The sequence below is a fragment of the Pseudanabaena yagii GIHE-NHR1 genome (assembly GCF_012863495.1).
GTDB lineage: Bacteria > Cyanobacteriota > Cyanobacteriia > Pseudanabaenales > Pseudanabaenaceae > Pseudanabaena > Pseudanabaena yagii.
The window spans coordinates 551,166-565,309 of the sequence record NZ_JAAVJL010000002.1; the positions used below are offsets into that span (position 1 = coordinate 551,166).

The 14,144-nt window shown below is 43.1% G+C and carries 7 protein-coding genes; 1 reads left to right on the plus strand and 6 read right to left on the minus strand.

The genetic code is table 11. The annotated features are described in order from the left end of the window. Positions 1 to 50: 50 nt before the first annotated feature. From HC246_RS19325 to HC246_RS19335, 3 genes are read right to left on the minus strand one after another with little or no spacing between them, the layout of a single operon-like run. Positions 51 to 893: an IS5 family transposase gene (locus HC246_RS19325; RefSeq protein WP_169365058.1), complete on the minus strand. Its 843-nt coding sequence runs from the start codon at positions 891 to 893 to the stop codon at positions 51 to 53. Between the two features lie 53 nt (positions 894 to 946). Then, complete coding sequence (locus tag HC246_RS19330; RefSeq protein WP_169365059.1) at positions 947 to 3,961, minus strand: SbcC/MukB-like Walker B domain-containing protein; 3,015 nt, start codon at positions 3,959 to 3,961, stop codon at positions 947 to 949. Positions 3,962 to 4,013: 52 nt separating this feature from the next. Continuing rightward, positions 4,014 to 5,180 (minus strand): metallophosphoesterase family protein, encoded by a 1,167-nt coding sequence (locus tag HC246_RS19335; RefSeq protein ID WP_169365060.1) that lies wholly within the window; start codon positions 5,178 to 5,180, stop codon positions 4,014 to 4,016. A gap of 354 nt (positions 5,181 to 5,534) precedes the next feature. Between HC246_RS19335 and HC246_RS19340 the strand changes: the two genes are divergently transcribed. Next, the gene (locus HC246_RS19340; protein WP_318655977.1) at positions 5,535 to 7,172 is read left to right on the plus strand and encodes an iron uptake porin; all 1,638 of its coding nucleotides are present in this window, start codon (positions 5,535 to 5,537) and stop codon (positions 7,170 to 7,172) included. Between the two features lie 255 nt (positions 7,173 to 7,427). Here HC246_RS19340 and HC246_RS19345 read toward each other — a convergent pair whose 3' ends face one another. Genes HC246_RS19345 through HC246_RS19355 form a run of 3 tightly spaced genes read right to left on the minus strand, consistent with a single transcriptional unit; the run spans position 7,428 to position 14,075 of the window. After that, positions 7,428 to 7,889 carry a chemotaxis protein CheW gene (locus tag HC246_RS19345; RefSeq protein ID WP_169365061.1) on the minus strand — a complete coding sequence of 154 codons (462 nt, stop codon included), beginning with the start codon at positions 7,887 to 7,889 and terminating at the stop codon, positions 7,428 to 7,430. 33 nt (positions 7,890 to 7,922) lie between these two features. Beyond that, on the minus strand, positions 7,923 to 11,444 hold the full coding sequence (locus HC246_RS19350; RefSeq protein ID WP_169365062.1) for a hybrid sensor histidine kinase/response regulator: 3,522 nt from the start codon (positions 11,442 to 11,444) through the stop codon (positions 7,923 to 7,925). An 18-nt stretch (positions 11,445 to 11,462) separates the two neighbouring features. Beyond that, entirely contained in the window at positions 11,463 to 14,075 is a 2,613-nt protein-coding gene (locus HC246_RS19355) for a methyl-accepting chemotaxis protein (protein ID WP_169365063.1), read from the minus strand. Positions 14,076 to 14,144 lie beyond the last annotated feature (69 nt).

The following is a 14,144-nucleotide window of genomic DNA, read 5'->3' on the forward strand; positions in this document are numbered from 1 at the left end:
GTCGAAGCTGTAGTTCTTATTTGAATTATCTATAGAACCCATTTGGTATCCTAGGAAGCCTTAGCGAGACGCTTAAGCATAAGCCTGATAAAGCAAAGATGGATTCTGGCATTAGCATTGTCTAAAGTTCTGTCAAAGTTTTTGACCAGACTTTTACAACGATCCATCCAAGCATTGGAACGTTCGACAATCCAACGCATCGGAATGACCACAAAACCAGATATGCCCAGTTCCGCCTTTTCCTGTCTAGACATTTTCGGTGCAACCTTAAACCGAATCTTGGACATAATTTGCGGGTAAATCGCTTCTAAAGCAGGGATTAACTTGTCAGGGTGATAGCCATGATCAACCATGACAGTGATCTTGGGTATATTCACAGGCTTAGCTTTAAAGTAGTCAATATTTTGAGCAAACATTTCAATCAAAGCCTTATCATCGGACAGACTTGCCTTGGTGCAAAGGGTGAAGAATGGCAAACCGAGAGCATCCACTCCGAGATTTTTCTTGATCCCATTCGTGGCTTTGTAGGAGCAGAAACCTTTGGACTCAGTGCTTGCGTTACAGGTATTTTTGGTTGCTTGGGAATCGACGATGATTAAGGTTGTCCACTTTGGCTTTTTTGCGGCTTGTGCTCTTACTTGCTCGTGTAATGCCGTCATGATTTCTCTCAGTACTCCTGATGCTCTCCATTGCTTGTAATGCCAATATACTGTGGAGTATGGGGGTAAATCTTTGGGTAAGTCTGCCCAATTACATCCATTTTTGAGTTGATAAAATACTCCATCTAATATTTGCCGTTTTGTCCATGTTGGTGGACAGGTCTTCTTTTTCTTAGGCAACAGAGGTTCGATTATCTCCCACTCTTGATCGCTTAGACTGCTGCTATATCCCATATTTGACTCATTTTTCTTTTCTTCCTAAGATACCAAATGGGTTCTATACATTGCTATATTTTGATTAATTCTGAACCATTGATGGATTTGCGAACATGAATTTGTGTGGGTAATCGCTCGGCTAAGGATTGGATGTGGGTAATCACACCAATTAAGCGATCCTGTTGGCGTAAGGATTCGAGGATTTGGGTGACGCTTTCGAGTGTTTCACTGTCGAGCGTGCCGAAACCCTCGTCAAGGAAGAGGCTACCCAGTTCGATACCCATAGATAATTTCTCTGATAGCGCCAGTGCCATTGAGAGGGAAGCTGCAAAGGTTTCACCACCAGAGAGGGTGCGGACACGGCGCTTTTCGCCACCATTCCAATTATCTGCTACCCAATAGTCACCACTTTCGATTTGGAGGATATAACGATCTTCCGAAAGTTGTTGAAGGAGAACGGAGGCACGGTTCGCGAGTTCCTGTTGCAGACTGTCGAGGATATATTCCTGAAAGCGATTTGATTGCAGATCTTGAGCGAGGATGTGATAGGTTTGCTCTTGTGCTTGTAGAGCTAGTTTACGTTCTTCAAGTTCCTGCGATTCTTGACGTTTTTGGTGGGCTTGCTCTAGCCATGCTTTGAGGTCGGCACGATTTTCACTGGCTATCTGTAAGGACTCTGCGGCTTGTTGAGATTCCTCACGCAATTTCGCGATCGCCTGTTGATCTGTCGTTCGCTCAGCGATCGCCTCCGCAAATATTTGTAAGCGCGTCGTTAAATCCTGCTCTTGACGCTGATAGTTGTCGATTTGCTGTTGCCATGCGTCCATTTGCGATCGCGCCGTTTGTGCAGCGATAAATTCTAGTTCAGTGAAGTTAATGGAATTAAGTTCCTGTTGCCAGTTGGATTCCTGTTGTGTTTGTTCAGCAATGGCGAGATCGTGATTTTCTTGAGCCTTAGTTGCCGCTTCCTCCCGCTTAGCAAAGGTTTCACGGGCTTGTTGATATTTGGTTTCGATGGTTTTGAGGCGATCGCTAAGTTCCTGCTTTGCTTGCACAATACTTTGTCGCAAGGATTCATAACTCTTGCCATTGGTAATTTCTAGCAACCGTTGCGAAATTTCCTGTAGTTGCGATTCTCTGAGGACTTTTTCCTGTGATGATTTATCGAATTCCGTTTGGGCTAATTGGAGATTTTCTTGACTAGTTTTAAGTTTATTTTCGGCATTTTGAGCAGCGATCGCGATTTCCTTTTGTTCGGCAATCAGCTTGAGATAAGCCGATTCTTGTGCTTCCAGTACTTGGCGATCGCGGAGAATATCAACCGATTGCCAAGCGGACTTAAGAACTAGATCAATCTGTTTTTGCGATTTAGAAAGTTGTGATTCTAAATCCTCGATTTCCTGAATTTGACTCTGGAACTGTTGCTGTGAAGCTTCAAGACTAGCCTCAATTTTTGCCTTGTCCTGTAATAATTTCGCTAACTGACGCTCAATGGTTTCTTTTTGTTTTACCAACCCTGTCGTATCAATTAATTCTAGTTCTGGAAGTTCGGGCAATCCCTCTAAACTATAAAGATGATTACAAACGGGGCAATGATCGCCATCATGCAATTCAGCACGTAAAGCGTTAGCGTGACTAGTTTGTAGGGCTTGCAAATTAGAAGCTTCCGCTTGCTTTAGAGCATTACTCGCAGTTTGGAAATCAGTTTCAGCCTTAGCGATCACCTGCTGTGCTTTTTCCAGTTGTTGCGTGAATTTCTGGATTTCTATTTGGAACTGGGTTGATTTTTGCTGCTGTTTAGTCAAATTTTCTTGCAGAATTTGCCATTGCGTAAGCGGTTCAGCGACTTGACGGAATTGTTCGAGTCTAGTGGGATCGTATTGCGAATTTTTAAGAGTGGTTTCAAGGTTTTGCAGATTTTGCCTAATAGCTTGTAAATCTAACTCTGCTTGAGTTACAGCCTTATTTGCCTTTTGGAGAACCTGCGATCGCTCTTGCAAATTCTGTTCAGCACGTTTTAACTCAGATTCCGATTGTTGTTGCTGTGTATGTAGAGATTCCGCTAGAGCAAGATTGCGCTCTTGAGACTCGATTTGACTTTGGGCGGCGACCTGCTCGGTACGCGATTTTTCATAGGCTTCTTGCTGCTGATCGAGATCCAGCCTCGAAATTTCTAGCTGTTTCTTGGAGCTTGCAAGATTAGCGATCGCAGTTTCTACCCGCTTACGCGCAGTCTGGAGAACTGTCCAAGTTCCCATAATCGAATTTGCTAATTGAGCATTTCGTAATTGATTTTCTAAAACTTGGATTTGTGATGCGTCCTCTTGCAATTGCGCTAATTTTAGAGAAAGCTGTTGATATTGCTGGATTTGAGCAAAGAGTCTTTCTTCTACTTCCAAAAGCTTCTGACTTTGCTTTGCTTGTAAATCCAACTCAGGAATTAAAATTTCCAGATTCGCTAACTCTAATTGTTGCGCTTCCACTTCCGCTTGCGTTGGCGCTTGCATCCCTTCAAGCACTTTATCTAAGCCTTCACGCTCCGCTTTAAACCGACTAGTGCGATCGCTTGCTTCTTTCCGCATTTGCTCAAAGATTTGAAATCCTGCTAACTGTCGCAAGATCTCGCGCCTTTTACCCGCTTCACCTTTGAGAAATTCATCAAACTGTCCCTGCGGCAAAATGATCACACGGGTAAAAGTCTCAAAGTCCATGCCGATAATATCTTCTACTTTTTGGGTGCGATCGCATCTTTCCCATTCCCCATCAATTAATTGATCAAACAGAAATTTCTTCTCATCAGTTTTGCCGCGATTGCGCCAAGTTCGCAATACCCGATATTCCGTTTGACGCATCTCAAACCGAAATTCCACTTTTAACTGGGTCGCGCCTTGGCTAACTAATTCCTTTGATGAATTGGGCTTATTCGCTACCTTGTCATAAAGAGCAAAAGTAATCGCATCCAATAGGGAAGTTTTCCCTGCACCCGTTGCGCCTGTAATCGCAAACAAATCAAGGTTCGTAAAATCTAATACTTGCCGAGTGCGAAAACTGGTAAATCCTTCGACAATTAACTCAAGGGGACGCATCAAGAAACTCCATGTAGAATAGCAATAATCAATTAGTTATTATTTTTGTTTTTTAAGCAGGTATTTCGCTAAATTCCATATACAACTCTTTAAAGGCGGTAATTACTTCAGGTGATAAGTTTTTTTCCCGATCACTATAAAACTTTTGAAACTCAGCGATCGGATCAAAGCGATCGTAATCCTTCATTTCAGGAACCTGTGCCGATTCATTTACGATTAACTTCGGCTCGACTATTACCGCTTGCGGACAAACTTTTCGTACCCGATCCGCGAGTCCGATGGGAGGTGTATCCACAGCGACCGCAAATTTCAAATAGCCTGCATAATCACGATGGGCTTCTAGATGTTCATCTAGTTGATCTAGGTGGCATTCGACGCGCTTGAGGGGTTTATGGCAAGTAAGCGGCTGAAATTGCACTTTTGCAGGTCGCCCAGTTTCCACTTCAATTAAATTAAATCCTTTCTCTTCGCCTACTTCCCCAAAATCCACTTGAATTAGCGAACCAGCATAATAGGTTGGCGCAGCATTGGGAATTTGCTGTGGTCGATGGATATGCCCTAATCCCACATACTGACATTCCGAAGGAATCGATTGTCCCGAAAGACTATACACAGCACCACTATAAAAAGCTGCCTCAGAACCCGTAAACTTCGCGCCATCAACGGTCATATGCGCCAGCATCACATTCACCGCATCGGGTTTAAAGGCATTAGCAAGATTCTGGAGAACATAGGTAACCGTAGTTTTATAATCATTTCGCTGTTCCAAAGCATCCTTATTCCAAACATCCTCAGCAGCTAATAATTTCCGTTCCGAGGCGAAGGGCATCGCACCGATGCAAAGTTTACCACTTGCCGTTTCCAGATTGACCACACCACCTTCTTCGGCAATTCTAGGACGACCTAATGCTCTCACGCCTGCGAGGGATAGTAAATGGGCAAGACTATCAATGCGATTCGCTGAGTCATGATTTCCTGCGATCGCTACGGAAGGAATGCTTAACTGATTGAGCTTATAGAAAAAATCATAGGCAACCCGCTCAGCTTCAGTGGTGGGATTTGGCACATCGAAAATATCGCCTGACACTAAAACGGCATCTACCTCATATTCTTTTGCATATTTGAGGATTTCGTCTAGGGCTAAGGCAATTTCAGGCGTGCGATCAACTCCTTTTAACTTTCTTCCCAAATGCCAATCTGAAGTATGTATTAAACGCATAATCGAGGTTTACCGATGAGAGCAAGCTAGGTAGATCAGAAATAGCACGAATACCAAAATTATGCCACTTAGCAGTTATTTATAGCAATTCCTTATCATTAGTAGATTTGAGGATTTATAAAAGAGATCGCACAAATAGAAGCTTTTTAGTAACGATTGAGGATAAATACTTTACATAAATTACAAGTTAGGTATAAGCTAATTGCAAATTATATTCAATTAGCTATGATGCTATGTGAGTTATAAAAAGTCATGCTTTTGACTAAATGGCGCTTACATAGTTTAATCAAATAATTGATAATGATAATCGTTATCAAATTCAGGATCATATAAATTTAGGTGAGGAACTACGCTGTGGCTAAGGTTTGGTCTCAACAAGTACAAATATCTCTGGTTGGCGCGATCGCTATTTCCGCGATCGGTATGAGTGCGAATGCGTCTGCTCAATCGCAACAGTTGAACTCAGTCGCAACTCAAGATGTAATCGGGCAAAATGTCACATCGGTCTCTCAACTTAGCGATGTCCGTCCCACCGATTGGGCTTTTACCGCTTTGCAATCCCTAGTTGAACGCTATGGTTGCATCGCAGGATATCCCGATCGCACATTTCGCGGGAAACAAGCGACGAGCCGTTATGAATTTGCCGCAGGTTTGAATGCTTGTTTAGACAAAATCAATGAAATTATTTCCGCAGGTTTAGCCGACAAAGTTAGCAAAGAAGACCTAGCCACATTGCGAAAACTGCAAGAAGAATTTGCCGCAGAGTTAGCAACCTTGCGCGGGCGTGTGGATGCCCTAGATGCTAAAGTTACTAAACTTGAAGCACAGCAATTCTCCACTACGACTAAACTTGATGGTCAGGTAATTGTGACAGTTTCGGCAAGTGGTTCGGGAACAGATAATCTGTTAACTCCAAATGGAACTCTCTCAGGCAATTCAGGCAAAGCGAATACAACTGTAATTAGTCGTGTACGCCTGAATTTGAATACCAGTTTTACGGGTGAAGATCTTTTGCTAACGCGATTGGAAGCAGGTAATGGCGGCGCTAGCGTCAGCAATTCTCTGGATGCCGCAAATAATATCTTTCGCGGTTTTACAGGATTTAAAAATAGTTCTGTTTTTGACTATAGCGAAGCAGGTAATAACTTTACTTTGGGGCGGTTGCGATATGATTTCCCCGTTGGCAAAGATGCGAGAGTCACCCTTGGTGCGGTGATGTCTTTAAATGACCACCTCGATCATAATAGTTTTGCCAATGACGAATCTGTGGACTTTTCCACCCGTTTATTCATCAATAATCCGCTAATTTTGCCTGTGAATGATGGAGCTGGAGCCGCGATCGCATGGAATATAAACGGTGGTGCTTTTAGCGTCAGGGCAGGATATGTGGCAGCAAATGCTAATAGTCCAACCAGTAGCGTTGCGGCGGCTTCACCGAATGGCAGAATTAACCAAGGATTGTTTGGAGATTCCTACCAAGGTACGTTTGAGTTAGAGTTTGCGCCAAAAAATGGCGAGGATGAAAAGCCTTTTGCGGTACGTTTGCAATATACCCGTGCATCGGTCAATAATCTTGATTACAACACTGGTGGCTTGAACCTAGAGTGGGCATTTAATAAAGCGATCGCTCTTTTTGGTCATTATGGATTTGGCAATATCAGCAATCGTGGTACAGCGATCGCCACAGCACTGCCGACATATATCAATGCTGGGGCAACGGGTGATTCGCTCAGTCCGCAAACATGGTCGACTGGGTTTGCTTTTCCTGATTTGTTTAAAGAAGGAGCAATGGCAGCGATCGCTGTGGGGCAGCCTCTAATCGAGAGTAAAGTTGGTAATGCCACGCAGACCAATGTAGAGTTGTTCTATCGCTTCCCAGTTTCCAGCAATATCAGCATCACCCCTGATTTGCAGTTCATCTTCAATCCCAATAACAACAGTGGCAATAGCACCATTACTGTCGGTACATTGAGAACGGTATTTACATTCTAAGAATTTTACCTATTCCCTATGCTTAACACCTAACGTATACACACAAGTCATAAAACCCAGTCAAGGCAACAACTAATCGCCCCCTAGCCCCCAATTCTGGGGGAACAAGAAAATACTTTCAAAGTCCCCCAGAATTGGGGGATTTAGGGGGCTTAGATACATCAAACCGTAGGCAGTTGACTTGTGTGTATACCGTAGTTCCTTAACACGAGTTTGATAATAGCTTTGAGGTTGTGCTACGCACAACCTCAAAGCTTAGGGTTCTGCCATTTTGAGTAATAGCTCAGCATCTAATAAAAATACCATTTGCAATTCTTCCGATTTTTTGAGAGGAACTTGCATCATATGACTAGCAATCCCTAACGTGTCACGAGCGCGATATTCAAGAGGGACAGGCTGCAAATTATTGACAGGCACATCCTGCACATTTGGCAAAGAAGCGATCGTGATCCCATAGAGACTACGGATTCCTGCAAAAATGACTAAAAATCCATTATCAATACTTGATTCTTGACCATAGATTCGCTTATACAGATCAATTACTAAAACTTCCTGATCCTCATAGGTTGTTATTCCCAATAACTTATTACCACTGCGATGAATTGTGGGTAGGGGAATAATCCGAATCACACTATCGATTCCCATCGCTAAATTGAGATTTCCCATTGTGAAAATGAGAAATTTGAGCGTTTCTTGCTTTTTCTGACTGCTGAGCATAGTAGAGTACTTTTTAAATTGGGAACGAATACTTTATGACTGCTTGGGCAAAAGATCTTGAATGGTTTTAATGAGTTCCTGCTCTAAATAGGGTTTAGTCAAATAGCCTGATGCTCCGAGCATTTGGGCAACCCCACGGTGTTTTGCGCCACCTCGTGAAGTGAGCATGACAATGGGGAGATTGGCAAAACGGCTGTCTTTGCGGCAAGCAGTTAAAAATTCAAAGCCATTCATATTCGGCATTTCCACATCACACAATACCACTTGGATTTCCTTGGAGCGGCAGAGTTGATCGATCGCTTCTCGTCCATCCCCTGCCTGAATAACCTGAAAGCCAAACTTTTCTAGGGTTAAATATAGAGATTGGCGAGTAGTCAGCGAATCATCAACAATTAAGACTGTTTTCCTTTGGATCGGCTGGGGTTTGAGATTGTTAGTTGGTAATGACGAATCAGGCTCCAAGGTGGCTGGGCTTGATGGTGATGTTGAAAATTTGATAGCGATTAAGGATGCACTGTCGATTACGGGTACGAGTGTGCCATCACCCAAGATCGTACAGCCATAAAGATATGGTGGTGGAGCGATCGCTTTACCAAAGGGTTTAATTACTAATTCCTGCTCATTGAGTACGCGATCAATTGGTATAGCTACTATTTCACTACCATCGCTCAACAGTAATAGAGTGGTTTGATCCTCCTCTATAAATGACTCAGTACTCAGTACTTCAATGGATTTTTTCGGTAAAGGATAACCATCTGCAAAGATTGAGGTGGGATATAGAGGAATGAGTCGATTTTCAAAACGGAAAAATTCTTTGCCTTGAATAATTTGAATGGCATCAGCATCGACAGTAATAATCCCCAAGAGTGTGTCAATAGCGATCGAGAATAACCGCTCCTGCACACTAAAAATCAGGAGTTTGGCAATACTCAGAGTGAGCGGCAACTTAATGATAAAGGTCGTGCCTTGCCCAATTTCTGATTTAATCTCAATGGAACCTTTAAGACTGCGGACTTGCTCTTGGACAGTTGATAGCCCCATGCCTCTACCTGATAGTTCAGATACAGCTTCGGCGGTGGAGAAACTTGGCTCAAAGAGAAATTGGTAGATTTCCTCATTAGTTACTTGATCGGCTTTGTCAGGGGGAAGTAATCCAACGGCGATCGCTTTTGTCTTGACTTTCTCCAGATTAATGCCCTGACCATCATCCTTAATTTCGATATAGGTTTGGTTTCCACGATAGTAAGCACGAATTTCAATGGAGGCAATTACAGGTTTTCCGAGATTGACTCGTTCTTGGGTAGATTCTGTACCATGATCGAAGGCGTTACGAACTAAGTGGACAAAGGGATCGTAGAGTTTTTCGAGTACGGATTTGTCAACTAATGTCCCTGTTCCAAATAGCTTCAGGTTGACCTGCTTGTTATATTTGTTGGACATTTCCCGTACCATGCGTGGCAAGCTACTGAGAATATCGCCTAGTGGCAACATCCGTGACCACAGCAGGTCATACCTTACTTGTTTGAGGATTTGCTGTTTGCGGCGTTGGGTTTGCTGGGTTTGCTGCATTAAAATTGACATGTCACGCATCCCCTCATCCATTTGGGCAATTTCTTCGAGGGCTTCCTGAATGACGCTATATAGGCGATTATAGGAATCCATTTGTAATGGATCGAAATCAGCCAGTAAATTGATAGAAGTAGATAAGTTAGTGGCTAGAGAGTTCGTATCAAATAAATTGATTGAGGAAGTAGGACTAAAAGCGCTAAATGCTTGATTCCTTACCTGCGATCGCTGAGCTTTATCGAGCCAAGTTTGCAGGTTTTTTGATAGGTTCTCAAATCCCTTAAACTGCTTTTGTAGGCGTTCAATTTTGGCTTGCATCTGCTGATTATGCAAAATTGAAGCATTCTCTTGGGTTACTAATTCACCCGAAAAGTTATTTAATCTTTCTAATCTTGATAGATCAACCCTGACCGTTTCCGAGATATAAGGAGTTGTTGTTTCTGAGGTTTTAGTAGTTTTTTTAGGAATAGGCTTGGTACTAGGCTTGACAACTGCCCTGAAAGGCAATGCTGCCTTCTCCAGATCAATTAGAGAACTCGATATGGATGAAAGGCTTTGAGAACTTAACTCCAGTTTTGGAGTAGCTGTATTTATAGAGATTTCAGGCTTGTCGGGAGGTGTAGATTCTAACCATGCTTCGGGTTCTTCTAAATCCTCTTGAGATAGAATCTGCGGAATATCATCCAGTAAAATGTTATTAGAGTCAAATTCTATAAATTCAAAGGCGGAATCTAGATCATTGTTTAAGTCATGAAAGATATTTGCTTCAGCTTCATCATGAACCTCATCTAGATTTGCAGAAAAAATCTCAAAATTCTGATCAAGGCTCATATCAAAACTTGCCTCACCAAAACCATTATCGATTTCAGAGTCTGGTATTTCCGCAAATAACTCTAAATTACTTGGATTACGCCCAAAGTCTTCAAAATCTTCAAATTCTAAATTAGATTGTTGGGGGGGTGGGGAATTTATCTCTGATAAATCAATTTGCTCTAGCTCTAGCAAATTGACACTACTATCTGGCAAATCTAAATGAGAAAGATAATTTTTGCTATCTATTTCCTGTTCTAAAGCTTCAAACCAATTGTCATGTTCTTCAAACTCTAGGTGCAATGCTTCTTCGTTTACAAGATTTTGAGTAGTGGTCTCTAGACTAGATTGAGGGTTGGGAGATTGCTTAACTTGACTTAGTTGATCTGGAGGTTGTTTACCTGTAAGGGCAATTAGCTCTGGACTTGGCTTGCCTCCTTGATGGCGATCGCCTGCTAATACTTCTGCTCGTGCCGCCACAAAATTGGCTACCGCCACATTGCCTACCAAAATTGGATTATCGGGATTATGATCAAGGGCTTGCAAAGTTGTATGGGCGATCGCTTTAAATCCTGATAGATTTAACAGCTCACCAATGCCGCTAAACACCTCAACCTGTGCTCTAATTTCCCCCGTAACAGGCACACCATCTGGATTCGCCAGTACATTTTGCAAGCGTAAGATTCCTTGCTGGACATCGCCATCAAAGACAATTTGGACTATATCTACGCCTAGCTCGGCTGCCGTTGGTAGTTCGGCATCCTCATCCGTATCACCCAAATAGAGCTTTAAGACATCAAATACAGGCTCCGCAGCTTCTAATGCCGAAGTCGATTCATAATGTCCCGATTGCAGTTGATCCATTAAAGGCAATCGCAAGCAGTCATAGGCTTGGAGTAGCAAGCTCTCTAAGTCAGCATCAATTTCCCCTTCAAAGCGATAGAGCGAACGAAAAACATCCTCTAATTGATGGGCGATCGTTTTGATGCCTTCCAAATTCAGACTAGCTGCTCCTCCCTTAATGGAGTGAGCCGCCCGCATCACGGAGTGGATATTTGACGTGCTACGATCTTCGCGGAGGGAGAGCAAACCAGTTTCAATTATCTGCAAAAATTCAGGTGCTTCTTGCTTAAAAAATTGATACGCCTGATCTTGAATTTCTGTTTCGGTACTGTACATCGCTACGATCCTGCTACTCTAGCTAACTTTAAACTGAGATACGCTGACTTGTAACTCTTGGGCAACCTTCAGTAGTTCTCTGAAAGCATCATGCATACTCTCAGATTGGGTAGAGTTAGTTGCAGCAATTAAAGCAACATCCTGAATGGTATGGCTAACCTCTTCTGAAGTTTTAACCTGAATAGAAGCCGATCGCGCAATTTCTTGAACCAGTTGATTGACTCTCTGACTAGAAGCAGAGATATCAGCAAGTTTTTGGCGAGATTCCTCGACTAACTGAGATCCATTATTTACCTGTGTTGTCCCAATCTCCATCGCTTTAATCAGGTCATTGGATTGGGCTTGAATTTCTTCGATTAACTGACGGATTTCTGTGGTTGCCTTGGCGGAGCGCTGAGCTAAGGCGCGTACCTCGTTTGCAACTACCCCAAAGCCCTGACCTTCTTCACCAGCACGGGCCGCTTCAATGGAGGCATTCAACGCTAACATATTTGTCTGAGCCGCAAAACCGCTAATTAGTTTGATTACCTTAGAAATCTTTTGGGAAGCTTCTCCTAATAGTTTTACCTTTTCGGCGGTTTCCGAAACCGTATCGCGAATTGCCGTAATCCCTTCAACGGTACTATTCATCGCTGCATCACCTGCAACTAGGACTTGACTGGTATAGTCCACTTGCTCTTTCGCCTGAGCAGCAAAGGCTTCTACCCCTTCAATCGATTCTGTGAGGTCATGGATACGTTGTAAGGTTTGGGTAATTGCTTGTACCTGTTGATTGGCTCCACTCGATACACTTTCCACAGTTTGCTCGTTATGGGAGATTGTTTGTGATAAAGCTTGAGAAGCTTGTTGTACTTCTAATACCAGTTTTCGCAGGTTTCTAATCGTAGAGTTATAGGAGTCAGCGATCGTGCCGATTTCATCTTCAGTTACCTTGGCACGAATTGTTAAGTCACCACGACTGATCGGATCAACTTCGATGAGCAATTCGAGTGCTCGTTGTTGCAGGGCTTCCTTAGCTTGACGCTGTTCTTGAATCCGCAATTCCGCTTCGGTTTTGGCAACTTCCTGTCTGGCTTCGGCAATGCGTTCTGCTTCCTGCTGTTTCTCAATAATGAGAATTTCTAACTGTTCCGCCATTTTATTTAGCTCTTTGGACAAAGTGCCAATTTCATCGCGGCGATCGCTATCGGCTAGACGTTCGCCAATTTCACCACGACCAATCTTTTGGGTAAAGCCTGACAAACGACTTAAGGGACTAGCAAAGGAACTGGCAATCATGACTCCGAGAGCACCTGCTATGACAATCGAAATTGTCGCGATCGCATAGCCAGCATTAGACAAGTTAGATAGTAATTCTTGGATTTCTGAGAGGGGACGACCAACATAGGCAATACCAACGGGCTTAGCATTGGGATCAAGCAATTTACGGTGGTCATAGAGTGGGGCATAAAATGTTAAGTAGTTAACACCTGTAATGTTTGTCTCACCCACATATTGCTCTCCTTTCTGAAGCACAACATCCGACACTTCACGGGCGGCACGAGTACCGATCGCTCTAGTTTTATCAGGATTTTTGGTATTAGGATCGGTATAGGGCACGTTGGTGCTCACTCGCCAATCTTGGGCAAAGATCGTTGCTGTCGGCATGTTGTAGCGTTTAGAAAATTTGTCAACGATGCCGTAGTTACGATTTAACAAAGCTCCGACAACTGCCGTGCCCACAACCCGACCTTTGACCTTGATCGGATAAACCGCCATACTCACCAGTCCTGATTTGCCTTGTTCAGTGTCATAGGTTCCTAAGGGTGCTGGTTGCTTGGATTCTTTTAAGCCTTGGGTGATTTGTGGACGGATGCCAATATTTGCTTGTTTTTCTAGACCTAAAGCCTGTAAGTCTGAGGTTTTCACTAGCTCAATGCCATACATGGGATTGCCCGTAGCGATCGCATTTTTCACAATCGGCAAGTTTGCCAAATTACTGCTCGGTAGGGCAACCTGCTGTTTATATTTCTGTGGTACGAGTTCCTCTTTATCCTTATTAACAGCAGCAAGTTGGGGATATTTGGTAAAGTCCTCATCCAAAATGATCACATTACCTTCAATACTGCGCCCTGTACTATCGGTGATCAATTTCACATTTTTAATAGATTCAGGATCAATCCCATCGCTACTAACTTGCAATAGGGGCTGTAGGAGAGATCGCTTTGCACTCAGATCGGCGGCATCACTCAAATCTAGTTTGGCATCTTCAACGGATTTAGCGATCGCCTCCGCATCACGCTTCGTTTCAGAATTTGTCCACATGACATATTCCGAAACGAAGAAAGAACCTTTTTCCTTTACTGTCGTGCGTAATTCCTTGAGTGATGCTTCTTCAGATGATTTAACTAAGGTCTGGGTAACTAACCATACAGGGATGCCTGCGGTTAATAAGAGTACAAGAGAGAGTTTCCATCGGACACCGACATTATTCCAAACTTGCAGAGGTAACTTCCAAACGGGAACCTTAGATTTGGATGGAGAAACTGCAACTGCTGCGTTGGCTACAGATATTTTGGTGACTGATCTTTTCTCTGAAGTCGGCGCTACATCTTCAGAAGGTGGTATCTCTGGTTTATCTTTTAGTAACATAATGCTCTCTAAAAATAATCATTTAATCGTTAACTGACATTAATTTCTCTATAGTCGGAAATCCCCTGT